Annotated in this window: 27 protein-coding genes; 13 read left to right on the top strand and 14 right to left on the bottom strand. The window is 68.4% G+C overall.

All coding sequences use genetic code 11. The annotated features are described in order from the left end of the window. Positions 1 to 117: 117 nt before the first annotated feature. A complete protein-coding gene (gene dapA, locus BW730_RS10195) occupies positions 118 to 1,020 on the bottom strand; it encodes a 4-hydroxy-tetrahydrodipicolinate synthase (protein WP_226996693.1) in 903 nt (300 codons plus the stop codon). A gap of 48 nt (positions 1,021 to 1,068) precedes the next feature. Between dapA and BW730_RS10200 the strand changes: the two genes are divergently transcribed. Next, positions 1,069 to 1,713, top strand: a complete 645-nt coding sequence (locus tag BW730_RS10200) for an O-methyltransferase (protein WP_077686151.1) — start codon at positions 1,069 to 1,071, stop codon at positions 1,711 to 1,713. Between the two features lie 57 nt (positions 1,714 to 1,770). On the opposite strand, the gene glgC is transcribed toward BW730_RS10200, so the two are convergent. After that, a complete protein-coding gene (glgC, locus tag BW730_RS10205) occupies positions 1,771 to 2,997 on the bottom strand; it encodes a glucose-1-phosphate adenylyltransferase (protein WP_077686152.1) in 1,227 nt (408 codons plus the stop codon). Between the two features lie 97 nt (positions 2,998 to 3,094). Between glgC and glgA the strand changes: the two genes are divergently transcribed. Further along, on the top strand, positions 3,095 to 4,291 hold the full coding sequence (glgA, locus tag BW730_RS10210) for a glycogen synthase (RefSeq protein ID WP_077687612.1): 1,197 nt from the start codon (positions 3,095 to 3,097) through the stop codon (positions 4,289 to 4,291). 71 nt (positions 4,292 to 4,362) lie between these two features. On the opposite strand, the gene BW730_RS10215 is transcribed toward glgA, so the two are convergent. The 4 genes from BW730_RS10215 to dapE form a co-directional block, all read right to left on the bottom strand. Further along, a complete protein-coding gene (locus tag BW730_RS10215) occupies positions 4,363 to 4,530 on the bottom strand; it encodes a DUF3117 domain-containing protein (protein WP_077686153.1) in 168 nt (55 codons plus the stop codon). A gap of 98 nt (positions 4,531 to 4,628) precedes the next feature. Then, positions 4,629 to 5,135: a hypothetical protein gene (locus tag BW730_RS10220; protein WP_077686154.1), complete on the bottom strand. Its 507-nt coding sequence runs from the start codon at positions 5,133 to 5,135 to the stop codon at positions 4,629 to 4,631. A 4-nt stretch (positions 5,136 to 5,139) separates the two neighbouring features. Beyond that, entirely contained in the window at positions 5,140 to 5,880 is a 741-nt protein-coding gene (locus BW730_RS10225; RefSeq protein WP_077686155.1) for an LOG family protein, read from the bottom strand. Then, a complete protein-coding gene (gene dapE / locus BW730_RS10230) occupies positions 5,873 to 6,958 on the bottom strand; it encodes a succinyl-diaminopimelate desuccinylase (protein WP_077687613.1) in 1,086 nt (361 codons plus the stop codon). Before dapE ends, BW730_RS10225 begins: the two co-directional genes overlap by 8 nt. A gap of 402 nt (positions 6,959 to 7,360) precedes the next feature. Between dapE and BW730_RS10235 the strand changes: the two genes are divergently transcribed. Continuing rightward, positions 7,361 to 7,741: a hypothetical protein gene (locus tag BW730_RS10235; RefSeq protein ID WP_077686156.1), complete on the top strand. Its 381-nt coding sequence runs from the start codon at positions 7,361 to 7,363 to the stop codon at positions 7,739 to 7,741. Here the strand turns inward: BW730_RS10235 and BW730_RS10240 are convergent. Then, the gene (locus tag BW730_RS10240; RefSeq protein ID WP_145952804.1) at positions 7,707 to 8,135 is read right to left on the bottom strand and encodes an SCO4402 family protein; all 429 of its coding nucleotides are present in this window, start codon (positions 8,133 to 8,135) and stop codon (positions 7,707 to 7,709) included. The two genes, BW730_RS10235 and BW730_RS10240, sit on opposite strands and share 35 nt — an antisense overlap. A gap of 848 nt (positions 8,136 to 8,983) precedes the next feature. On the opposite strand from BW730_RS10240, the gene BW730_RS10245 reads away from it, so the two are divergent. Further along, on the top strand, positions 8,984 to 10,090 hold the full coding sequence (locus BW730_RS10245) for a hypothetical protein (RefSeq protein WP_077686158.1): 1,107 nt from the start codon (positions 8,984 to 8,986) through the stop codon (positions 10,088 to 10,090). On the opposite strand, the gene BW730_RS10250 is transcribed toward BW730_RS10245, so the two are convergent. Genes BW730_RS10250 through trhO form a run of 4 tightly spaced genes read right to left on the bottom strand, consistent with a single transcriptional unit; the run spans position 10,030 to position 14,255 of the window. Further along, on the bottom strand, positions 10,030 to 10,872 hold the full coding sequence (locus tag BW730_RS10250) for a transglutaminase family protein (RefSeq protein WP_077686159.1): 843 nt from the start codon (positions 10,870 to 10,872) through the stop codon (positions 10,030 to 10,032). The genes BW730_RS10245 and BW730_RS10250 overlap by 61 nt on opposite strands. After that, positions 10,869 to 11,786 (bottom strand): alpha-E domain-containing protein, encoded by a 918-nt coding sequence (locus BW730_RS10255; RefSeq protein ID WP_077686160.1) that lies wholly within the window; start codon positions 11,784 to 11,786, stop codon positions 10,869 to 10,871. The genes BW730_RS10250 and BW730_RS10255 overlap by 4 nt, the downstream gene beginning before the upstream one ends. Then, entirely contained in the window at positions 11,780 to 13,354 is a 1,575-nt protein-coding gene (locus BW730_RS10260; protein ID WP_077686161.1) for a circularly permuted type 2 ATP-grasp protein, read from the bottom strand. The genes BW730_RS10255 and BW730_RS10260 overlap by 7 nt, the downstream gene beginning before the upstream one ends. Beyond that, positions 13,347 to 14,255 carry an oxygen-dependent tRNA uridine(34) hydroxylase TrhO gene (gene trhO / locus BW730_RS10265; protein WP_077686162.1) on the bottom strand — a complete coding sequence of 303 codons (909 nt, stop codon included), beginning with the start codon at positions 14,253 to 14,255 and terminating at the stop codon, positions 13,347 to 13,349. The genes BW730_RS10260 and trhO overlap by 8 nt, the downstream gene beginning before the upstream one ends. A 112-nt stretch (positions 14,256 to 14,367) precedes the next feature. Here trhO and BW730_RS10270 point away from each other — a divergent pair, with 112 nt between their 5' ends. The 9 genes from BW730_RS10270 (at position 14,368) to BW730_RS19305 (ending at position 19,820) form a co-directional block, all read left to right on the top strand. After that, complete coding sequence (locus BW730_RS10270) at positions 14,368 to 15,198, top strand: hypothetical protein (protein WP_077686163.1); 831 nt, start codon at positions 14,368 to 14,370, stop codon at positions 15,196 to 15,198. A 1-nt stretch (position 15,199) separates the two neighbouring features. Further along, positions 15,200 to 15,640 carry a YrhA family protein gene (locus BW730_RS10275; protein ID WP_077686164.1) on the top strand — a complete coding sequence of 147 codons (441 nt, stop codon included), beginning with the start codon at positions 15,200 to 15,202 and terminating at the stop codon, positions 15,638 to 15,640. Positions 15,641 to 15,649: 9 nt separating this feature from the next. Continuing rightward, positions 15,650 to 16,045, top strand: a complete 396-nt coding sequence (locus BW730_RS10280; protein ID WP_077686165.1) for a YbaB/EbfC family nucleoid-associated protein — start codon at positions 15,650 to 15,652, stop codon at positions 16,043 to 16,045. After that, a complete protein-coding gene (locus tag BW730_RS10285) occupies positions 16,045 to 16,365 on the top strand; it encodes a hypothetical protein (RefSeq protein WP_077686166.1) in 321 nt (106 codons plus the stop codon). The genes BW730_RS10280 and BW730_RS10285 overlap by 1 nt, the downstream gene beginning before the upstream one ends. 1 nt (position 16,366) lies before the next feature. Continuing rightward, complete coding sequence (locus BW730_RS10290) at positions 16,367 to 16,858, top strand: WXG100-like domain-containing protein (protein WP_077686167.1); 492 nt, start codon at positions 16,367 to 16,369, stop codon at positions 16,856 to 16,858. 21 nt (positions 16,859 to 16,879) lie between these two features. Further along, positions 16,880 to 17,812 (top strand): 2,3,4,5-tetrahydropyridine-2,6-dicarboxylate N-succinyltransferase, encoded by a 933-nt coding sequence (gene dapD, locus BW730_RS10295; RefSeq protein WP_077686168.1) that lies wholly within the window; start codon positions 16,880 to 16,882, stop codon positions 17,810 to 17,812. Beyond that, positions 17,812 to 18,651, top strand: a complete 840-nt coding sequence (locus BW730_RS10300) for a hypothetical protein (protein WP_077686169.1) — start codon at positions 17,812 to 17,814, stop codon at positions 18,649 to 18,651. Before dapD ends, BW730_RS10300 begins: the two co-directional genes overlap by 1 nt. 150 nt (positions 18,652 to 18,801) lie before the next feature. After that, positions 18,802 to 19,302 (top strand): LacI family DNA-binding transcriptional regulator, encoded by a 501-nt coding sequence (locus BW730_RS19300; RefSeq protein ID WP_226996695.1) that lies wholly within the window; start codon positions 18,802 to 18,804, stop codon positions 19,300 to 19,302. After that, the gene (locus tag BW730_RS19305; RefSeq protein ID WP_226996697.1) at positions 19,224 to 19,820 is read left to right on the top strand and encodes a LacI family DNA-binding transcriptional regulator; all 597 of its coding nucleotides are present in this window, start codon (positions 19,224 to 19,226) and stop codon (positions 19,818 to 19,820) included. Before BW730_RS19300 ends, BW730_RS19305 begins: the two co-directional genes overlap by 79 nt. Before the next feature lie 227 nt (positions 19,821 to 20,047). Here BW730_RS19305 and dapC read toward each other — a convergent pair whose 3' ends face one another. From dapC to BW730_RS10320, 3 genes are all read right to left on the bottom strand, one after another. Then, the gene (gene dapC, locus BW730_RS10310) at positions 20,048 to 21,136 is read right to left on the bottom strand and encodes a succinyldiaminopimelate transaminase (RefSeq protein WP_077686170.1); all 1,089 of its coding nucleotides are present in this window, start codon (positions 21,134 to 21,136) and stop codon (positions 20,048 to 20,050) included. 1 nt (position 21,137) lies between these two features. Next, positions 21,138 to 21,458, bottom strand: coding sequence for a ferredoxin (gene fdxA / locus BW730_RS10315; RefSeq protein WP_077686171.1), 321 nt, complete (start codon positions 21,456 to 21,458; stop codon positions 21,138 to 21,140). Between the two features lie 72 nt (positions 21,459 to 21,530). Continuing rightward, the gene (locus BW730_RS10320; RefSeq protein WP_145952805.1) at positions 21,531 to 23,228 is read right to left on the bottom strand and encodes a VanW family protein; all 1,698 of its coding nucleotides are present in this window, start codon (positions 23,226 to 23,228) and stop codon (positions 21,531 to 21,533) included. Between the last annotated feature and the right edge of the window lie 14 nt (positions 23,229 to 23,242).

The following is a 23,242-nucleotide window of genomic DNA, read 5'->3' on the forward strand; positions in this document are numbered from 1 at the left end:
TGATCGCCTCTCCATGCCCACCAGCCTGACAGATCCACCTGTGAGCAAGCTGTGAAATACCTCACAGCTTTAACGGATGAGCGCCCCAGTTTGTTCCACGGGACGCTCCCTGCCTTGTCAGGCGCCGTAGCCCAGGTTCTCCAGCAGCTCGGCGTACTCCTCGGCCATGCCAGCCGGGACGCGCCCCATCGGTGCCCTGCACGGGCCGACGTTGAAGTCCCGCAGCCCGAGGGTCGCCTTGACCATCATGCAGCCCTGGGTGGCGAACACCCCACGGAAGGCGGGCAGCACGTGCCGGTTGGCCATCACGGCCTCCTGCACCCGCCCCGCGACGAAGTGGTCGACGATCTCGCGGGCGGCGAGCCCGGTGAAGTGCGTGGAGGTGCCGACCACCCCGACGCCGCCGACGGCCATCAGCGGGAGCAGCATGGCGTCGTCGCCCGCGTAGTAAGCGAGTTCGGAGTTGGCGAGCACCACCGACGACGACGCGACGTCGCCCTTGGCATCCTTGACGGCGCGGATGTTGGGGTGCTGCGCCAGCCGGATCAGCATGTCCTCTGGGATGGCGGTCCCGGTGCGGTGCGGAATGTCGTAGAGCATCGCGGGCAGGCTGGTGGCCTCCGCGACCGCGACGAAGTGGTCCTCGAGTGCGTCCACCGGGGGGCGCGAGTAGTACGGGGTGACGATCAGCACGCCGTCGACACCGACCGAGGCGGCCTGCCTGGCGAGTTCGACGCTGTGCTTGGTGGAGAACGTCCCGACGCCTGCGACGACGCTCGCCCTGTCACCCACCGCCGTGACGACCGCGTCGAGCAGTGCCCGCTTCTCATCGTCGCTCGTGGTGGGCGACTCGCCCGTGGTCCCGTTGACGACGAGGCCGTCATGGCCCAGGTCGTCGACGAGGTGGGAAGCGAGCCTGGCGGCCTGCGCGTAGTCGACCTCCGAACCATCGGGTGTCAACGGCGTGACCATGGCGGAGAGCACCCGTCCGAAGACGGGCGACATGTCGTCGTCGTTCATGCCCGACATCTTAGGTCAAGACGTCATGGGGCTTAGTAGGCTGGCCACGTGAGCAACCCAGTGCATTCCCCTGACGCCGCGAGCTGGTCCTTCGCCGAGGACTACATCGCGCCCTCCCCCGACGTTGCCGAGGCCCGTGACGAGGCAACGGTCAACACCATCACCCCCATCTCGACGGGCGTCGCCGCCACGTTAAAGATGCTGACCCGCGCCATCGACGCCAAGGCGGTCGTCGAGGTGGGCACCCTGATGGGCGCCTCCGGCCTCACCTTCCTCGAGGGGATGGGCCCCGACGGCATCCTCACCTCGATCGACGTGGAGGCCGACAACCAGATCCCGGCGCGCGCCCTGTTCGCCAGGGGCGGCTTCACGTCGTCGCGGTTCCGTCTGATCTCGGGTTCGCCCATCGAGATCATGCCGAAGCTGCGCGACGGCGCCTACGACATCGTCTTCATCAACGGCGACAAGCTCGAATACGTCGAGTACGTCGCGGGCGCGCTGCGCCTGCTGCGCCACGGCGGCCTGCTTGTCGTCAACGATGTGCTGTGGCACAACCACGTCGCGGACCCCGACGACGAGTCGGACGAGGCGATCATCATCCGCGAGGCGCTCGAGGCGATCACGGGCAGCGAGTCGTACACGCAGGCGATGCTGCCTGTCGGCAACGGCATGCTGGTCGCCGTCAAGGACTGACGGCGGACAACGCGAAGGCCCGGCGGAGCAGTTCCGCCGGACCCTACTGCGTGTGGTTCAGTCGCGCGGGACGGTCTCGCCCTTGCCGACGGTGACGATGCCGCCCTCGGAGACGCTGAGGCCCCGGGCGCGGTCGTGCTCATGGTCGACGCCGATCTGCACGCCGTCGGGGATGACGACGTTCTTGTCGAGGATCGCGCGGCGGACGACGGCGTCGCGGCCGATCTGGACGTTGTCCATCAGGACCGAGTCGGAGACCTGAGCCCACTTCTCGACGCGCACGTTGGGGCTGAGCACCGTCCGGTCGACCTCGCCGCCGGAGATGATGCAGCCCGCCGTCACGATGGAGTCCTCGGCGCGGCCACGCATCACGAACTTGGCGCCGGGAGCCTGGACCTGATCGGTCCAGATCGGCCAGTCCCTGTTGTAGAGGTTGAACTCGGGCTCGACGCTGACGAGGTCCATGTGGGCCTCGTGGAAGGCGTCGATGGTGCCCACGTCGCGCCAGTAGTTGATGTCCTTCTCGGTGGCACCGGGGACCCGGTTCTCCTTGAAGTCGTAGACCTGCGCCTGGCCCTGCTCCGTGAACCACGGGATGATGTCGCCGCCCATGTCGTGACGGGCGGTCGGGTCGGCCGCGTCGGCGCGCAGGGCCTCGATGAGCGCCTGGCTGCTGAAGATGTAGTTGCCCATCGACGCGAACGACTCATCCGGCGAGTCGGGCAGGCCGGGCGGGTCGGCCGGCTTCTCGAGGAAGCTCTTGATCTTGTGATCGGGGGCGGAGTCGATGATGCCGAACGCCGACGCTTCCTTGCGCGGCACCCGGATCCCGGCGACGGTCGCCCCGAGGCCGGAGTCGATGTGGGCGTCGAGCATCTGCTCGATGTCCATCCGGTAGATGTTGTCCGCCCCGAATACGACGATGTAGTCGGGTTGGGCATCGAGGATGAGGTTCAGGCTCTGGTAGATGGCGTCGGCGCTGCCCTGGTACCAGCGGGGCCCGAGGCGCTGCTGGGCGGGAACCGGGGCCACGTAGTTGCCGAGCATCGTCGAGAAGCGCCACGTCTTGGAGATGTGACGGTCGAGCGAGTGCGACTTGTACTGCGTCAGTACCGCGATCTGACGCAGGTTCGAGTTGGCGAGGTTCGACAACACGAAGTCGATGAGGCGATACGTGCCGCCGAAGGGTACGGCGGGCTTGGCCCGGTCGGCCGTCAGGGGCATCAACCGCTTACCCTCGCCGCCTGCAAGGACGATGGACAGGATCTCTGGACGTGCGACCATGCCCTGAACCTATTGCCTTTCGAGGCTCGGCAACAAGCGATTCCAGGAAATCCAACCGCAAGGGCCACCTCCGGTGTGCAACGATGCGAACATGACCATGAAACTGGCCCTGCTGACGCGTGAATATCCCCCGTCCATCTACGGCGGAGCAGGGGTCCATGTGGCTCAGCTCGTCCCCCAACTCCGCAAGCTGATCGACGTCGAGGTCCACTGCATGGGCGAGCCCCGCGAGGGCGCGACCGCCCACGCCGAGGACTTCCCCGAGGGCGCCAACGCCGCGCTGCGGGTCCTCGGCGCTGACCTGTCGATGGCCGCGGCGGTGAGCCCCGACGTCGACATCGTGCACTCGCACACCTGGTACGCCAACATGGGCGGCCTGCTGACCTCGCTGATGCTGGACGTGCCGCACGTGGTGACGTCGCACTCGCTCGAACCGCACCGCCCGTGGAAGGCCGAGCAGTTGGGCGGCGGCTACCGCGTGTCGTCGTGGGCGGAGAAGACGGCCTATGAGGCCGCCGACGCCGTCATCTCGGTCAGCGAGGGGATGCGCCGCGACGTGCTGGCCAGCTACCCCGATCTGGACCCGGCTAAGGTGCACGTGGTGCGCAACGGCATCGACACCGACGAGTTCCGCCCCGATCACGACACCGACGTCGTCACGGGCCTCGGGATCGACCTTGACCGCCCGTCTGTCGCCTTCGTGGGTCGCATCACGCGCCAGAAGGGCCTCGTGCACCTGGTGCGGGCCGCCAAGCAGTTCGACCCCGACACCCAGTTGGTGCTGCTCGCGGGAGCCCCCGACACCCCGGAGATCGCCGCCGAGTTCGAGGAGGCCTTCGCCGACCTGAAGGCCGAGCGCTCCGCCCCGGTGATCTGGGTGCAGGAGATGCTGCCGCGCGCCGCCGTCCGTCAGGTCCTGACCCACGCCACGCTGTTCGCCTGCCCGTCGATCTACGAACCGCTCGGCATCGTCAACCTCGAGGCGATGGCCTGCGAGACGCCCGTCGTGGCGAGCGCCGTCGGGGGCATCCCCGAGGTCGTCGTCGACGGCCAGACGGGCTACCTGGTGGCCTACGACCCGGCGAAGGCGGGTGACCCGGAGTTCGTGGCCGCGTTCGAGGCCGACTTTGCGGCGAAGGTCAACGAGCTGACGCGCACCCCCGAGCGGGCCCGCGAGTTCGGCCTCGCGGGAAGGCAGCGCTGCATCGACGAGTTCTCGTGGGCGAAGATCGCGCAGGAGACCGTCGACGTGTACAACGCGGCGATCGCCTCGCACGCGGCCAAGCAGGCCTGAGCAGCGCGAACGCCGACGGGGCGGCCCCTGAGTGGGGCCGCCCCGTCGGCGTCTGCTGTGGGTGAGTCGGACTAGCCGACGACCTCCTTGAGGGCGTTCAGCAGGTCGGTGGCCTCTGTGGCGTTCATTTCGACGACGAGGCGTCCACCTCCGTCGACCGGAACGCGCATCACGATCCCTCGGCCTTCCTTCGTGACCTCCATCGGACCGTCACCCGTGCGGGGCTTCATCGCTGCCATCTGCCACCCTCATTCTGTGTTGCCGAACTGTGGTTGGCATCCATTATTCCTTATTCACGCAAAACGCGGCGGCAAGGGGCACAATATGCGCCGCACGCTCAGGCGGGACGATCGGTGTCCTCCGGGAGCCCACGTTGGGGCGTCGCGACGTCTTCGGCGTCGTCAAACGCGGTTTCGGGCACCGGCCTGAACGCCGCGTCTGTGGTCGGGTCGACCAAAGGGTTTGCGTCCACGAACGGAGCACCCGGGGCCTCCCCGACGCCCTGTTCCTGCCGTTCCCGCGCGGTGACGCGGTCGAGGATGTCGTCGACCACCGACATGTCGTAGCCGCGCCGCACCACGTCGAAGCGCGCATCGACCGCGGGGCCAGCGGTCCCGGCGATGACCTCGCCCAGGAAGGCGTCGACCTGTTGCGGCGAGTAGCCGTTCGTCCGCAGCGGGATCACGAGACCCTGCATGAACTCAGCGTCGACCTGGCCCTCGGGTACCCGCCCCTTCGGGCTGTCCGTGATGGCGTCGGGGCGCATCTCCCCCAGGCGTCCGAGCGCGGCGTACGCGGCGAGGCCGAGCACCACGAGACCGACGATGACGATCGCGATCCACATCCGGCTACACCGTGCCGAACTGGCCGGGCTCGCCCATGGCCTCGATCGCCTCGTCCACGTCGTCGGTGACGGTGATCAGGTCGAGGTCCTCGTGCGAGATATAGCCGCCCTCCGCGATCGACCCGCGGACCCAGTCGAGCAGGCCCGCCCAGTGGTCGCGCCCGAAGAGCACCATCGGGAAGTGGGTGACCTTGCCGGTCTGGATCAGGGTGAGCGCCTCGAACAGTTCGTCGAGGGTGCCGAACCCGCCTGGCATGGTGATGAAGCCCTGGCTGTACTTGAGGAACATCATCTTGCGGGCGAAGAAGTAGCGGAAGTTGACGCCGATGGTGATGTAGTCGTTCATGCCCTGCTCGTGGGGCAGTTCGATGCCGAGCCCGACCGAGCACCCGTCCGCCTCGTAGGCGCCCTTGTTGCCGGCCTCCATGATGCCGGGGCCGCCGCCGGTGATCACCGCGAACCCCTTGTCGACGAGCTTTCGTGCGATCTCCTCGGTCGCCTTGTACATCGGGTCGTTCGGCTTGGTGCGCGCCGAGCCGAAGATCGACACGGCAGGCTCGAGCGCATTGAGGGCGTCGAACCCCTCCACGAACTCCGACTGGATGCGCAGCACCCGCCACGGGTCGTGCTGGCTCCAGTGGTTCTTCTCGCGTCCCTCGAGCAGCGCCTGGTCGGCCATCGGCTGCGCGTGTTCCTTGCCTCCGAGGAGGACTGCCCCCTGGCGGCGGCGCTTCGGTTCAGTCATGGGTTGGCTCACTTTCGGGCGAACTGGTGAGGAAACTGCGCAGGCCTGCCGCGCAGGTGTCGAGGTCGGCGACGGGGCAGAACTCGTCGGCGCGGTGCGCGTACGAGGGGTCGCCCGGGCCGAAGTTGACGGCGGGCACGCCCAGTTCGCTGAACCGGGCGACGTCGGTCCAGCCGTACTTCGCCGAGGCCTCGCCCCCGACGGCGGCCACGAAGGCCTGCGCTGCGGGACGGTCGAGGCCGGGTCGTGCCGCGGGCGAGACGTCGGTGATGGCGAGGTCGTAGCCGTCGAACCAGTCAGCGAGGCGGGCGAGCGCCTCGTCGGGGGTCTTGTCGGGCGCGTAGCGGTAGTTGACCGTCAGCGTCGCGGCAGGCGGAATCATGTTGGTGGCGACGCCACCGCTGACGCCGACCGCGTTGAGGCCCTCCCGGAACGTGAGGCCCTCCACCTCGATCTCCTCCGAGACGTAGCCGGCGAGCACGTTGAGCGCCGGTGCCAGATCGTGGATGGCGTTGTGACCCATCCAGGCGCGAGCGCTGTGCGCCGCGGTTCCCGTGGTGCGCAGTTCGGCGCGGATAGTGCCTTGGCAGCCGCCCTCGATGGTGGCGGAGGTGGGCTCCATCAGGATCGCGAAGTCGGCCTCGATCAGGTCGGGGCGGTTCCCGGCGAGCCGGCCGAGCCCGTTCTTGGCGGCCTCGACCTCCTCGTGGTCGTAGAAGATCCAGGTCAGGTCGCGGTTCGGTTCGGCGAGTTCGGCGGCGAGCGTCAGCATGACGGCGACGCCGCCCTTCATGTCGCACGCGCCCCTGCCCCAGACCACGTCGCCCTCGGGCGTCTGGAGGTAGCGCGAGGGCAGGTTGTCGAGCACAGGGACGGTGTCGAGGTGCCCCGCGATGACGACCCGCTCCGGCAGGCCGCGCTCGGTGCGCGCGACGAGGCAGTCGCCGTCGCGGAAGACGGTGAGGTGGGGCTGCGCGGCGAGGTGCCGCTCGACCAGGTCGGCCAGGGCCCGCTCGTTGCCGGACACCGACTCGACGTCGATGATCTCCTGCAGGAGGGCCGCAAGCTGGTGGGTCATGGTCCCGAGCGTAGCGCCTCGCTTCGGCCCCCGAGCTTGTCGCGGGGTCCGATCGCCGATCCGTTCCAGGAGCCTGTCGAGGGTGACGAACATCGAGCGGTCATCGCTCCCCGAGCCCGTCGAGGGCTCCGAACACCGAGCGCCACGTGACCGCCCCGGATCCGCACACACCTGGGCCGGAACACCGCACACGTCTCGGACGTTTCGACACGGACGCGCGACTACGTCGGCGGTCCGGCTCAACGAACGGAGGGCCTTCGGCTCAACGAGCGGTTACCGATCCCCGAGCCTGTCGAGGGGTCCGAACACCGAGCGCTCATGGTCAGAGGCTTCGACGCGGATGCCGCCGCCGAGTGCTCGGCAACCCCCCTCGGGCAGGCGCCCGCTCACTAGAGTGCGGTGATGGAGAAGTCACGCCCTTGCATCGTCACAGGCCCCAACTCCCGTTGGCAGGTACTGGCGACGCTCGAGCGCATCGCGGACTCGATCGACAAGCCCGACTTGCACGGCATTGGCTTGGCCGTACCAGCATTCAGCTTCTTCTACACGTGGGAGGTGCTGTATGAGGACTACGACCTGCTGCCAGACGTCTCACTTGCTACCCCAGGTGCGATTCTGCACGAATGGGAAATCCCCGCATTCGCGGCCTTCGGCGAGGCCCTCGGCGCGATCTACGACGACTACGACCAAGAGGACGACCCCAGGGCAGATCCCCGCTGGCCGGGCGTGGTGAACGCCGCCAAACGCGTCATTGCCGAAATGGAGGAATCGGATACATGGTAGGCGGGTCGTCCTCAGTCCACGTGTCAGAGGCCTCCATCGCCGCCAACACGACGCGAGCCGCCTCCACCACCGCAGGCCACCTCGGATCGGCGAGATAGACCTCCTCGCGACTGTTGCCCAGGTCACCCACCACCGGGGCGAGGAGCCGTCCAAGCTCCTTGAAAGCTGGCACCTCAGAGGAGTGGATCACAGTGCCCAGCTTCTCAGGCGTAGTGACCGCATGAAACTCGTCGAACAACTGGTACACGACGTTGTCGATGACGAAGTCTCGAAGGTGGGTGCCGGTTCTGTGGAGTCTTGGCTTCTCGATCGACCTCGCGATCGCCCTAACCTGTCGAAAAACGGCCAGACGGTCGTCCGGCCACTGGATCGTCTTCCAGCCTTCTCTCACCATCCTCGGAAGCTACCAGCCGCGACTCTATAAGGTGCTGACGATGCGGAAGCCGCGCGAGAGCAGAACCGCACGGTGGGGGTGCCGGAACACCGCACACATCGCGGACGTTTCGACGCGGACGCGCGACTTCGTCGGCCGTCCGGCTCAACGAACGGTCACCGCTCCCCGAGCCTGTCGAGTGGTCCGAACACCGAGCGCCGCGTGACCGGTTCTCGACCGACTCCCCGTGCCCAGGACCCAGGACACGTCTCGGACGTTTCGACGCGGACGCGCGACTACGTCGGCCGTCCGGCTCAACGAACGGTAGGCGTCCGGCTCAACGAGCGGTGGGCCGTCCGGTTCAACGAGCGGTCCCCCGTTCCCCGAGCCTGTCGAGGGGTCCGAACACCGAGCGCCACGTGACCGACCCAGATCCGCACACACAGCCCGGGGCCGAGACGCCACGCATGTCACGGACGTTTCGACGCGGACGCGCGACTACGTCGGCCGTCCGGCTCAACGAACGGTAGGCGTCCGGCTCAACGAGCGGTGGGCCGTCCGGTTCAACGAGCGGTCCCCCGTTCCCCGAGCCTGTCGAGGGGTCCGAACACCGAGCGTCACCTGACGCCTCGGATCCGCGCACACAGCATTGGGCCAAGGCTTCATCCACGTCACGGACGTTTCGACGCGGACGCGCGACTTCGTCGGCCGTCCGGCTCAACGAGCGGTAGGCGTCCGGCTCAACGAACGGTAGGCGTCCGGCCCAACGAACGGTAGGCCGTCCGGTTCCACGAGCGGCGTGCATGCGGCTCACCGACCGGTGCAGGCGGACGCGCACCGTTGGCTGCTGACTGCGCAAGACTTGACCAGTGAGCACCTCGACGCAGAACCGCACGTCCCGGGACGAGAACCTGGCCCTCCTGCTGGGCGGGATCGGGCTCGTCGTCGGCGTCGTCCTCGCCCTGTTCATTCTCAAGCCCCAGTCGGCGATCTTCGGCCGGGGCTCGGTCGGCGAACTCGGCGCTTTCGTGGCCTTCTTCGCCGCGGGCATCGGGTTCCTGATCGCGATGCGGCTGACGGGCTTTGGCGAGCGGCCCTGGCTCGAAAAACTCTCGCGGCCCCGCAGGTTCCTCGACCAGGCGGGGCTCGCGCTTGTGCACGCCTCGTTCGCGTTCTTCGCGGCGACCGCCGTCTACGCCGTCTTCTCCGGCGCCTTCCGCACCCTTGACCTGGACCGCTACGCGGGCGCCTTCACCGTCGGCCTCGTCTGCGCGATCGCCGCCTACGTGTCTGCCTCCAGCGCCACGACCCTGACGACCGAGTCCCTGTCGGTGCTCGTGGCCCTCTTCCTGGTGGTCGGATCGCTCGCCAGCGCGCTCAGTTCGTCCGATCCGCAGTGGTGGCAGCAGCACTTCTCCGCGCTCGGCGCCGCCTCGGACCGCTCCGGGGTGCTGTTCAACTTCACCCTGATCCTCAGCGGGCTGGTGCTGATGGCGCTCGCCGACTTCCTCACCCACGACCTGTCGACCTGGGCGGAGCACCACGACGAACCCGTCTGGAAGGTCCGCTTCATCCGCGTCGCGCTCGTGGCGCTCGGGCTGCTGCTCGGCATGGTCGGCGTGATACCCGTGAACCTGTCGATGTTCTGGCACAACATGGTCACCTACGGCGCGATCGGCGTGTTCGCGGTGCTGCTGGTCGGCGTGCCGATCCTGCTGAAGAAACTGCCGGGCGGCTTCATCGCCGTGACCCTCATCGTCGTGGCGCTGCTCGCGGGCGTCGTCTACCTGCACCTCGGAGCGGGCTACCTGAACATCACGGCCTTCGAGATGGGCGCCGTCAGCTCTGTGTTCGTCTGGCTGCTGCTGTTCATCCGGACGGTGACCGCGGCCGTCAACGACGTGCCGGAGGCCGCTCAGGTGAGCCGCGTCATCTCCACCGACACGTACATCTCGGACCCGCCGGAGCCGGTGTAGATGCCCTTGAGCGGCGGCACGTCCGCGTAGTCGCGGCCGAAGCCGACCTCGACGTGGGTGCCGCTCGGCACCGACTCGCTCGTCGGGTCGTAGCCCAGCCACTCCCCGTCGAAGAACTGCAGCCAGGCGTGCGACTCCCCGATCAGCACCTCGCCGATCGCCGGGTCGGCCCGCTGCACGACGTAGCCGGAGACGTAGCGCGCCGGGATGCCCATCGCGCGCAGACCGCCAAGCGTCAGGTGCGCGATGTCCTGGCAGACGCCGGCGCCCTGCTCCCACACCTCGGCGGCCTGGGTGTGCACCTGCGTGACGCCTGGCACGTAGCCGACGGTGCCGCGCAGCCTGCTCGTCAGTTCCGCGACGGCGTCGACAGGGGTCGGCGCGTTCTTCCGGACGGACTCGGCGATCCGCAACACGTCGCGGTGCGGCCGGACGTAGCCAGTCTGGCCGAGGAGTTCCCCGTAGCGGTCGCGCAGTTCGGGGTCGGCGAGGCCCTCCCAGCCGAGCGGTTCCTCGACGCGGCCGACCTCGTGGATGTCGACCGTCGACGTCGCGACGACCTTCAGTTCGGAGTGCCGCTCGTGCACCTCGAAAGCGACGGCGGAGGTGCCCCAGTAGTCCCGGTAGCTGTGCGTCCAGGCGACCGGGGTGATGTCGAGTTTGCTGGAGAGCACCAGTTGGCGGCGCGACGTCAGCGGCGTCATCCTGGCCTCGTTGAACGAGTCGGTTGCGCCGCCTCCGTAGCGGTAGCCGGTCGTGTGGACGATGCGGTACTGGCTCACCAGGCACCTCCAACCCACTCCGCTGCGGCGGAGCCCTCGAAGTAGCGTGCGGAGATCGCGCTCGTGGCCTGCGAGCAGACCGCCTGCAGCCGGGCCATCTCCTCGGGTAGGTCCCGCAGGATCTCGTCGGGCGGCAGGTACTCCAGCGTGGCGCGGGCCGCGCCGAGCAGTCGCATCGCCGGGTCGTCCGGCCGGATCCGCAGGTTGCTGGGGCCGAGTTGGGCAAGCGCCTCGACGGCTGTGTTGAGCGTGTAGATCAGGCTGCGGGGGAAGAGCCTGTCCAGCATCAGGAACTCGACGGCGTCCCGGTCGGAGGCGAGCGCGCCGTAGCGCTGCACGAACGCGTGGTGGGCGCCGCAACCGCTGAGCACGTGGTCCCAGGCGCGCTGCGAGTTCGCTGCGAACGACGGGGTCGACAGCAGCCTCGAGGTCATGTCGATCCGCTCGATGCTGCGGCCAAGCGTCAGGAACAGCCAGCCCTCGTCGTGGCTCATGGTGTTGTCCGCGAGGCCCGCGATGACGGCGCAGCGTTCGCGGATGAACTTGAACATCGACGCGGGCCGCATCCGCTGCAGGCGGCCGCCGCGCACGGCGAGCCACGTGGTGTTGATCGACTCCCACACCTCCGTCGAGACCGTCTCGCGGGCCCTCCTTGCGGCCTCGCGGGCGTGGGTGAGCGCGGAGAGGAAGCTGACGGGTGAGGACTCCTCGTAGCAGAGCCGCAGCAGCACGTCCGGGCTCTCGGAACCAGGCAGCCCCATCAGCAGCAGCAGGTCGTTGGCGGCCTGCGTCTTGTCGAGCGTCGGGTCGTCGAGGCTCTGGTGCAGGTGCACCTCGACGATGCGGGCGGTGTCCTCCGCCCGTTCCAGGTAGCGGCCGATCCAGAACAGGGAGTCGGCGATCCGGCTCAGCATGACGCCTCCCCTCCCCGGCTCTGCTGTTGCTGCTCGTGTTGGTGCCTGATCACCCGGTCGATGATCTGGTCACTCAGCGGCACCGCGGAGGGCCGGGCGACCTGCCGGTCCTGCTCGCGGCGACGGGTGGGGCGCGAGTCGGCGAGCACCCAGGTGTCCTTCGAGCCGCCGCCCTGCGATGAGTTGACGATCAGCTCCCCCTCGGGCAGCGCGACGCGGGTGAGGCCGCCGGGCAGCACGTAGATGCCCTCGGAGCCGCCGTTGACGACGAAGGGCCGCAGGTCGACGTGGCGGGGCCGCAACTGCCCGTCGATCATGGTCGGCACGGTGCTGAGTTGCACGACGGGCTGGGCGATCCAGCCGCGCGCGTCCTTGATGATCAGGCGGCGCAGCTTCTCCAACTGCTCGGGGGTGGCGCGCGGGCCGATCACGATGCCCTTGCCTCCCGAGCCGTCGACGGGTTTGACGACGAGCTCGTCGAGCCGGTCGAGGACCTCCTCGCGGGCGTCGGGTTCCTCCAGCCGCCACGTGTCGACCTGCGCGAGGATCGGCTCCTCGCCGAGGTAGAAGCGCATCAGGTCAGGCAGGTAGCTGTAGACCAGCTTGTCGTCGGCGACGCCGTTGCCGACGGCGTTGGCGATGGTCACGTTGCCCGCGCGCGCCGCGTTCAGCAGGCCGGCGCAGCCGAGCACCGAGTCGGCCCGGAACACTGCTGGGTCGAGGAACTCGTCGTCGATGCGGCGGTAGATGACGTGCACGGGGCGAAGGCCGCGGGTGGTGCGCAGCGACACGCGGCCGCCGTGCGCGACCAGGTCGCGGCCCTCGACCAGTTCGACGCCCATCATGCGGGCGAGCAGCGCGTGCTCGAAGTAGGCGGAGTTGTAGACGCCGGGCGTAAGGACCACCACGGTCGGGTCAGTGATGCCGGACGGGGCGGCCGCCCGGAGGGCCTTCAGCAGCTCGGACGGGTAGTCCTCGACGGGGCGGATCCGGTGCTTGCCCGCGACCTCCGGCAGCGCCGAGTTGATCGCGCGCCGATTGGTCATCACGTAAGAGACGCCTGATGGGCTGCGGACGTTGTCCTCCAGCACCCGGTAGACGCCGTCGTCGCCGCGGATCAGGTCGATGCCAGCGATGTGGACCCGGACGCCGTTTGCGGTGGTCAGGCCCGCCATCACGCGGTGGAAGTGCGGGGAGGAGGCAACCACATGGCGCGGGATGACGCCGTCGACGAAGCAGCGGCCCTCCGAGTAGATGTCGTCGAGGAAGGCCTCCATGGCGCGGACCCGCTGCCTGCTGCCCGCCTCGACGTGGGAGAACTCGGCAGCCTGCATCACGCGCGGCACGATGTCGAGCGGGAACGGCCGCTCCTCGCCGCCGATGTCGAACGTGACGCCCTGGTCGATGTAGACGGAGCTGAGGTAGTCGGCGCGGGTGCGGACCTCGTCGAGGCCGAGCCGGTCGAACTCGGCGGCGACGGATTTCAGTGCCGGCCGCACGCCGTCGGGGCCGACCATCTCGTCGTAGACGGCCTGCCCCCGGGGGTAGCCGTCGAACAGCTCACTCATGGGAGCCAAGGCTATTGGCTGCGTGGTCGCCGCACGCGATGTTTCGCCCCGCGCAACCCGAACAGGTGACGAGCCGGGTGCGACACGCCAGGTCAGAGCAGTTCTGAAGCCGCGACGACGGCGCCCCGCAGCGGTGGCACACCCCGATGGGTTCCGCGCCTTCCGGTTCGACCACCTCCCGCGCGTCGAACACCGTCAGGGCCCCGCGCCACCTCGACCCGCTGCCGAACCGCTCCAGGTAGCGCGCGATGCCACCGTCGAGTTGGTACACCTCGGAGAAGCCGCGCTGGATCATCAGCGCGCTCAGCACCTCGCAGCGCACCCCGCCGGTGCAGTACGTGATGACCGGCCTGCCCTTCAAGTGGTCGTAGCCGCCCGAGTCGAGTTCGGCGACGAAGTCGGCCGTGTTGTCGACGTCGGGCACGACGGCGCCGTCGAAGCGCCCGACGGCCGCCTCGATCCGGTTGCGGCCGTCAAAGAACACGACGTCGTCGCGGGCGGCCGCCAACTCGTCGACCTGCTCCGGCGTCAGGCGGCTACCTCCGCCGACCACGCCGTCCCCGTCGACGGCAAGTTCGGGGTGGCCGAATGCGACCAGTTCGGGCCGGGTCTTGACGCTGAGGCGCGGGAAGTCCGCGCTCGCCCCATCCGCGTCCAGGGGCGAGCCTTCCGACCACTTCGGGTCAAGGTCGTGGAAGGGACCGAACTGCCGTGTCGCCTTCAGATAGGCCTTGGAGGCGTCGATGTCTCCCCCGAGGGTCCCATTGATGCCGTGCGGGGCGACGATGATGCGGCCCCGCAGCCCGAGGCGGGTGCACAGTTCCAGTTGCCACAGCCTGACGGCCTCCGGATCGGCCAACGGCGCGAAGCGGTAGAAGAGCAGGATCTTCGAGATGGCCATGCCGCGCAGTCTAGGCGGCGCCGATCCGGACTCACCGGGTGGCTAGGTACCGCTACCCATTCCTGTTGAAACTGCGGCAAGTTGGCCCCCTGTGCTCCATAGGATCGCGACTGTGAGTACCTCGAGCAGCCAGGGCAGCGGCATCTTCGCCAAGCTCGTCGCGAAGTTCCTCGTCAAATGGATCAAGAAGACGCGCAGCGACAAGGGTTCGTCCGCGCCCGCGCTGTCGGCGGCCCCACCCCAGGTCGAGGGCAGGCCCGAGCGGGACCGGTCGCGCGAGACGATCGGCGCGCACACCGGGTCGAGCGGACCGCGCGCAAGCGAGGCGCCCGCACCGGCCGCCGCGCTCCAGGGCGGCACCTACGGCACGCACGCGGGCTCAACCGGACCGCGCGCCAGCGAGGCGCCCGCACCCGCGACGGCGTTGCAGGGCGGCACCTACGGCACCCACACCGGCTCCACCGGGCCCCGTGCAAGCGAGGCACCTGCGCAGGCGACAGCACTTCAGGGCGGCACCTATGGGTCGCACCGCGGCGTCTCCACCCGCATCGCGACGATCGCGACGGCCACCTACGACCCGGTCGACGTCGAGCGACGGCTGGCCGCGATGTGGAACACCGGCGAGAAGCAGGCCCGCGGCGACGCGCTGCGCTCCGCCGACCCCGGCACGCTCCGCGAGGCAGGCATGAACCAGCAGCAGGTCGCCCAGGCGGGCAACGGAAGGGTGCCCGCCGGCTACCAGATGGAGCGGGTGCCCGGCACCGACGCGGCCCCGTCGCACTACCAACTCGCCCCGACGTCCGCGCAGTCGCAGTGCAACTGCAACCACGTCAACCAGTCCATCACCGAGGTCCGCTTCGGCAACGTGTCGGTGATCTCCCTGCCGATCGGCGGCCAGCAGGTCACCATCGTGCTGGGCGGCGGCGCGACCCTGGCGGGTTGAGATGCGCGCCATCACCGACTGGGTCGACTACGCAGAAGCCCAAGGGTTCCCGCAGCGCGGTGGCGCGTCGGAGGCGGAGATCGCGCAGATCCGGCCCGCCTTCCAGCGCCAGTTCGGCATCGACCTCCCAGCGGAGTACGCCGACCTGCTGCGCGTCACCGATGGGTTCGACTTCGACGGCATCGTCGTCTACGGCCTGCAGGACGTTGACGAGCAGGGCGGCTTCCTGCCCGGCATCTTCGACGCCAACGAGCGCCTCATCCACGGCGTCACCTCGCTCGACACACCACTGCGCTTCATCGGGGAGGCTGGCGACGTGCTGTTCGCCTTCGACACCTCCGAGGGCCAGTGGAAGGCCGTCGCCAGGTACGGCTGGCACACCGTTTTTCGCTTCTCGTCGTTCGGCGACCTCTTCGGCGCCCTGATGGCAACCACCCAGTAAGGACCCCACATGAATGAACTCGAAGAGCTGTTGAGCAAGCTCGGCACCGAACTGGACAAGCCGCTCCCCCAGGTGGAGGTGCCGACCGTCGAGGGCGAGGGCCTCTCCGAGGACCAGATGGTGCGCGTCACCGTCTCGGGAGGCCAGGTCAGCGACATCGCGATCGACCCACGCTCGCTACGCAAGTCGAGCGTCGAACTGGCAGACGACCTCAAGGAGGCGATGAACGCCGCGCTCGTGGCGCACGCCGACGCGCTGATGGTCGCGATGCAGGCCGACGCCACCGACCCGTCGACGCTGAACACCGACCTCGACGCCATCGCGGGCGAGGCGAGCAGGAGCCTGACCGAATACCTCGACCTGATGACCCAGATGATGGAGTCGACCGCGGCGAAGGAGGGCTGATGAGCGAGATCGTCTTCTCACCCGAGTCCTACAAGAAGGCAGGCGGCCTCATCGAGGACGCCACGTCGTTCATCAAGGAGGAGATCGACAAGCTGCTCGACTCCGTGACCGACTTCCAGGTCCTCGGCACCAACGACACCATCGGCAAGATCGCCAACGAGCTCTACCGGATCTTCATCGAGGCGTTCCGTGAGATCGTGCACGGGCTCATCGACGGCCTCTTCGACCAGTCCGAGACGCTTCGCAAGGTCGGAGAGCTGTACCAGAACACCTCCGAGGCTGCGTCCTCGCTAGCGGCCCTCGTCGGGAAGGACTACTGAGATGAGCATCACCCTGCCAGGCGCGCTGACCATGTTCACGCAGCTGATCGGCTTCAAGTTCCCAGAGGGCCAGGAGACCGAGATCATGCAGTGGGCGCAGAAGTGGCAACGCTTCTCCGACGCCGTCACCAAGCTGGTCGAGGCGACCGATCGCGCAGCGGACGAGGTCAAGAACAACAACAAGGGCGCCGCGAAGGACGCGTTCACGTCGAACTTCGAGTCGGACAACTCCCCGAAGGACGTGTCGAAGAACCTGTCGAAGGCAGCCAAGATCACCGGCACCTGCCTGCTCGTGATCGGCGCCGCGATCCTGGTGCTAAAGATCATCTCGATCGTGGACCTGTCGGTGTTCTGCGCCAAGTACTGGTCAGCAATCGCGGCGATCCCTGCGACCTACGGCGCCTCCCTCGGCTGGATCCCGCCTGCTCAGGCCATCTGCAAGACGGCCGTCCAGCTGGCGATCGAGACGGCCGCGAAGAAGGTCCTTGGCTGAGGCTCCCCCTAGACTTGCCGCATGACCAACGCGACCCGCACCGCCTGGGCCTGGGGCCTTGCCACCGTTCATACCACCGGAGCCGTCCTCGACGCCTGGTACCCGGAACCCAGGCTCGGCAACGAGATCAGCGACGAGCCGCCGTCGATGCTGGTCGAGGCGCAGTACGTCGACGAGATCCGGCAGGTTGAGACGAAGGTCGTGCGGGTCGAGATCGACCTTGACGCCGACCCGGAGGGCGTCGAGGACGCCTACCTTCGGCTGCATCTGCTGAGCTCCCGCCTTGTCCACCCGCACGGCCAGAACCTCAACGGCATCTTCGGCGTGCTCCCCAACAACGCCTGGACCACCGCTGGCCCGGTGCGCATCGGCGACGTGAACCGCGTCCGCACCCTGCTGCGTTCCCGCGGCGAGCAGCTCACCGTCTACGGGATCGACAAGTTCCCGCGCATGGTCGACTACATCGTCCCCTCGGGCGTCCGGATCGCCGACGCCGACCGCGTCCGCCTCGGCGCCCACCTCGCCGAGGGCACCACCGTGATGCACGAGGGCTTCGTCAACTTCAACGCTGGCACGCTCGGCGTCTCGATGGTCGAGGGCCGGATCTCCGCCGGTGTCGTCGTCGGTGACGGCACCGACGTCGGCGGCGGCGCGTCGATCATGGGCACCCTCTCCGGAGGCGGGCAGGAGGTCATCTCGCTCGGCGAGCGCTGCCTGCTCGGCGCCAACTCCGGCGTTGGCATCTCGCTCGGCGACGACTGCGTCGTCGAGGCGGGCCTGTACGTGACGGCGGGCACCAAAGTGAAGCTCGACGACGGCGCCATCGTCAAGGCCCGCGAACTGAGCGGCCAGAACGACCTGCTGTTCCTGCGCGACTCGCTGCAGGGCAGCGTCATCGTGCGGCACCGCCGCGGCTCGAAGGTCGCCCTCAACTCCGAACTGCACAAGAACTGATGCGCAAACCGCTGATCATCACGCTCGTCGTCGTGGTGCTCCTCGGGCTTGCGGGGTTCGGCGGCTGGAAGGCATACCAGTACCTGTACCAGCGCTTCACCCCGGAGCAGTGCGAGGTGCTGATCCCCGGCTCCGAGGACCCGACCACGCTCTCGCAGGAGCAGGCGACCAACGCGTCGATCATCGTCGCCGCGTCCGTCGAGCGGGGCCTTCCCGAGCAGGCGGCGATCGTCGCGATCGCGACCGCCTACCAGGAGTCGGCGCTGCGGAACCTCGACTACGGCGACCGCGACTCGCTCGGGCTGTTCCAGCAGCGACCCTCGTACGGCTGGGGAACCGAGGAGGAGATCATGGATCCCTGGTACTCCTCGAACCGGTTCTACGAGGAACTCGTCAAGTTCGACAACTGGGAAACCACCGACGTCAACGACATCGCGCAGAAGGTCCAGCGCAGCGGCCACCCGGAGGCGTACCGCAAGCACGAGGCCAAGGCGCGGGCCGTGGCGGGAGCGCTGCGGGGATCCGCGCCCGCGACGCTGTCGTGCCTGAGCTTCAACGAGGCCCCCACCGCGAAGCCCGCCGCGTTCGAGCGGGTGCTCGCCACGTTCGGCGAGGCGCTGCAGGTCTCCACCGACGGGGCGACGATGACGCTGACGGCCGGCGACGACACGACGCTCTGGGCCGCGGCCCAGCAGGTGGTCGCCAACAGCTACGACGGCGGCGTCACGTCGGTCGTGGTGGGTGACAAGGAGTGGAGCCACACCAAGCAGGGATGGCACCAGGCCAAGACCCCGTCCGCGGCCTCGAGCGCGGTCGTCACGCTCGGGAAGAGCTCCTAGCCAAGGGTCGTTTGAGTCGACCTTGCCCCCGCCACAACCTGCGCGAAGGGCCTCACCCTTTCGGATGGGACCGACCGCCAGCGCATCGGTCTTGCAACGAGAGCAAAGATGACTGGATGGCGGCGCTCCGGCCAGGATAGGGTGGCGCGCATGGCAGTCAGGCTGCGCGACGTCGCGTCCCACGCTGGGGTGTCGGTGAAGACCGTCTCCAACGTGGTCAATGATTTTCCCCACATCTCCGCGGCGACCAAGGAGAAGGTGCTGCGCTCCATCGAGGAACTGGGCTACCGGCCCAACCTGTCGGCGCGCCACCTGAAGTACGGCCGCTCCGGGTTCATCGCGCTAGCGGTGCCTGAGCTGGACATCCCCTACTTCGCGGAACTGGCGACGCTGGTCGACGCGAAGGCCGAGCAGTTGGGCTACATCATGCTGCTCGACATCACGCGCGCCGATCAGCGCGCCGAGCGGAAGGTCCTCGAAGGCGTCCAATCCCGCATGATCGACGGCGTCATCTTCTCCCCCTCTCCCTTGAGGCGGGCGACATCGACCCGTCGCGGCTCGGGGCCCCCACGGTGTTCCTGGGCGAGCGGTCGATCCCCAAGGGCGTCGACCACGTCGCCGTCGACTCGGTCGCCGCCGCCCGCGCCATGACGGAGCACCTGCTCTCGCTCGGGCGGAGCAGGATCGGCGCGATCGGGCGCAGCAAGGGCGTCACGACCGGCTCCGCGCGACTCAAGGGCTTCCAGAAGGCCATGAAGGACGCGGGCCTGCCGATCGTCAAGGAGTACATCCGCTCGACCGACTACTACTCCCGCGAGTCCGGCAGGGAGGAGATGGCGGCTCTGCTCGACCTGCCGGAGCCCCCCGATGCGGTGTTCTGCTTCAACGACCTCATGGCGATCGGCGCGCTGCGGGCCTGCGCCGAGCGCGGGGTCAGGGTGCCCGACGACGTCGCCATCGCGGGCTTCGACGGCATCCTCGAGGGCAAGTACTGCACTCCCCCACTGACCACGGTGACGCCCGACCTGGAGTTCCTCGTCGACAAGGTGCTCGAGAAGTTGGTGGCACGCATCAAGGGCTCCGAGGCGGTCGGCGAACGCGTCAAGGTCCCGTGGGAGTTGACGCTGCGCGAGTCGACGCTCGGGCGCTGGTCTGGCGTTGAGCAGTAATCCACCCTCGACGACCGATTCGGGCCATTTTCACGTTCCACTCGGCAACGAGTTCGCAATGCTGCTCAACGCCAGGTCCGGCAGGATCAGGCGAGGCGGGACGCGGCGGCGGCGATCCGCTGGTCTGGCGTTGAGCAGTAATCCACCCTCGACGACCGATTCGGCCTACTTTCACGTTCCACTCTGCAACGAGTTCGCAATGCTGCTCAACGGCAGGTCCGGCAGGATCAGGCGAGGCGGGACGCGGCGGCGGCGATCCGCTCGTCGGTGCCCGTCAGCGCGATCCTGACGTGACGCGCGGCCGCGGGGCCGTAGAAGTCGCCAGGGGCCACCAGGATGCCGCGCTCGGCCAGCCAGGCGACCGTGTCGCGGCACGGCTCGCCGCGGGTCGCCCACAGGTACAGCGATCCCTCGGAGTGGTCGATCCGGAAGCCTGCGGCCTCCAACGCGGGCCGAAGGACGGCGCGGCGCGCCAGGTAGCGCTGCCGCTGCTCCTCGACGTGCTCCCGGTCGCCAAGCAGCGCGATCATGGCGCCCTGGATGGGACGCGGCACGATCATGCCGAGGTGCTTGCGCACGGCCACGAGTTCCTGCACGATCGCGGGGTCGCCCGCCACGAACCCGGCGCGGTAGCCGGCGGCGTTGGAGCGCTTCGAGAGCGAGTGGACGGCGAGCAGCCCCGTCAGGTCGCCGTCGTTGACGCGGGGGTCGAGCACCGAGACGGGCTCGGCGTCCCACGCGAACTCGCCGTAGCACTCGTCGCTTGCCAGCACCGCCCCCAGTTCGCGGGTGGCGGCGACGAAGGCGCGCAGTTCGTCGAGGCCCAGGATCCGCCCCGACGGGTTGGCGGGCGAGTTGATCCAGATCAGCCTGGCGTCGTCTGGGATGGACGACGGGTCGTCGAGCGCGACCGGTCGGGCCCCAGAGGTGAGCGCCCCCACCTCGTAGGTCGGGTAGGCGCATTCGGGGAACACGACGGCCTCGCCATGCCCGATGCCGAGCAGCGTCGGCAGCCAGCCAACCAGTTCCTTGGTGCCGACCACCGGCATCACCGACTCGTCGGTCAGCGGCACCGAGTGCCACCTGTCCTGCAGGTAGTCGACGATCGCGTGCCGGGTCTCAGGGGCGCCCCACACTGTGGGGTAGCCGGGCGAGTCACCGAACGCGGTGAGCGCGTCGATCGCGAGTTGGGGCGTCGGGTCGACCGGAGTGCCGACGGAGAGGTCGACGATGCCGTCGGGGTGCGCGGAGGCGGCGGCCTTGGCCCCGCTCAGCGTGTCCCAGGGGAAATCGGGCAGGCGGGAGCTCAGCCCCATCTCACTGAGCCTGGGGCGGCAGCGCCTCAACGACGGGGTGGTCCTTGTCGATCACGCCGAGCTTGGCGGCGCCACCGGGCGAGCCGATGTCGTCGAAGAACTGGACGTTGACGTCGTAGTACTCGGCCTGCTCCTCGGGAACGTCGTCCTCGTAGTAGATGGCCTCGACGGGGCAGACGGGCTCGCACGCGCCGCAGTCCACGCACTCTTCGGGGTGGATGTAGAGCATCCGGTTGCCCTCGTAGATGCAGTCAACGGGACACTCTTCGACGCAGGCCCGATCCTTCACGTCAACGCATGGCAGACCGATGATGTACGTCACTTTGGTTCTCCTTCAGAGTGCTTGTGCGTGATTCAGCTTAGCGCTGCTTCGGGCGGGGGCCCCCGACGGCCACTATTCGCACACGATGCGGTCGCCCGCGTTGTACTTCCAGCTGTACTTCTCGGTCTTGGCGACCTTGCCGCCCTGCCAGAACTGCCTGCTCCACGAGGCGGTGAAGCCGCGGATCGGCGCCTGGGGCTCACACTTCGGGTCGCCCTTCACGGTGCGGGTGGTGCCGGTGTAGTAGTCGGACTTCGCGATCTCGGTCGAGGTGACCTTCTCCCACGTGGGCTTGGACCAGATCTCGAAGGTCAGCGAGCCCTTCTTGCCGGACGACGACGGGCTGATGTAGCCGCGGATCACCGCGGGATACTCGGTGTCGTTCTGGAAGCGCATGTCGAGCGAGCCGTAGTAGATCGTCGACTCGCGGCCCGCCGGGTAGCGGTCGAAGTAGAGGCTGTGGGGCTTGTGCTCGATGTCCTTGTAGCCGGCGAAGAAGCCCGCGTTGTACAGGGTCGTCGCGGCCTGCGAGATGCCTCCGCCGGACTCCTTGACGAGGCGGCCGCCGTTGATGACGTAGCCGTCGACGAAGCCGTTTGCCGAGTTGCGCTCACCGAGGGCCTTGTTCAGCGAGAACGTCTCGCCGGGCATCAGCACCGTGCCGTTGACCAGTTCCGCGGCGCGGCCCAGGTTGGTGTTGCGGTAGGCGGCGTGCGGGTAGTTCGTGGTGAAGTCGCCGATGTTGGTGAACGCGCCGAGCGCGGTCGCCTTCTCGGTGGTGTACTCGGGCTGCTTGGTGGCGACCTCGATCTTGGCGGTGCGCTCCGCGCCGGAGGCGGTGGCTGCTTTCTCGACGGCTGCCACGAAGGACTTCTTGTCGATCTCCTCGCCGACCACGGCAGGCACGACCTTGACGCCGGCGCCGTCGAGCGCGAAGCTCGCGTCCTTGGCGGTGTTCAGCTTCAGTGCCTTCTGGGCCTCCGCAGTGGAGGCGAACAACTTGTCGGCGTCGAGTTTGCCGACGAGCTTGCCGTCCTGCTCGTCGAACGTGGCCGCCTCGGCCAGCGCGGCCGGGGTGATCTGCATGGAGGTGTCGTTGTGGGTCAGGGTCACGGGGCCGCTGACCAGCGGGTCGGCGAAGGAGGTGACGACCTCGTCGACCATCTTGTCGGTGACGGCCGGCTCGACGGAGTCCACGACGGCCTCGACGTGGCCCTTGCCGTCGTCGAACGCTGCAGTGACGGCCTCGGTCGTCTTGGCGACGTTGAGGTTCTCGGCGTTGGCGGCCTCGGTGCGCACGACCTTGCCAGCGTCGAACTTGACGGTGGCGGGGACGCCCTCGACGTCGAACGTCTTCGCGTCGGCCTCGACGGCGGCGGTCAGCTTCGGCTGGTCGACCAGGCGCACCAGGTCGACGGAGCCGCCGCCGGTCAGCGAGTGCAGGATGTCCGCGGGGTTCCAACTGAACCCGCCTCCCGCTTCGGCGACCGTCTTCTCGTAGTCGGCGATCAGGCCGGCCTGGGACGGGGTGATGCTGACGGAGCGGTCGCCCGCCGCGACGGTGATGGGCGCGTCGACCTTCGGGCCGAGTTCGGTGCGCAACTTCTCGACCGCCTGGTCGGGGGCGAGCCCTCCGATGGCGACGCCGTCGACCTCGGCCTTCGCGGGGACCTGATTGCCCGCCACGAAGTAGGACGCCACATATCCGCCGCCAAGGAGCACGACGGCTCCGCCGACGACCCCCAGAGCGATCTTCTTACCCTTATTCACCTGCACCCCTCGAA

Origin of the sequence: Tessaracoccus aquimaris (genome assembly GCF_001997345.1) — a bacterium.
Taxonomy (GTDB): Bacteria; Actinomycetota; Actinomycetes; order Propionibacteriales; family Propionibacteriaceae; genus Arachnia; species Arachnia aquimaris.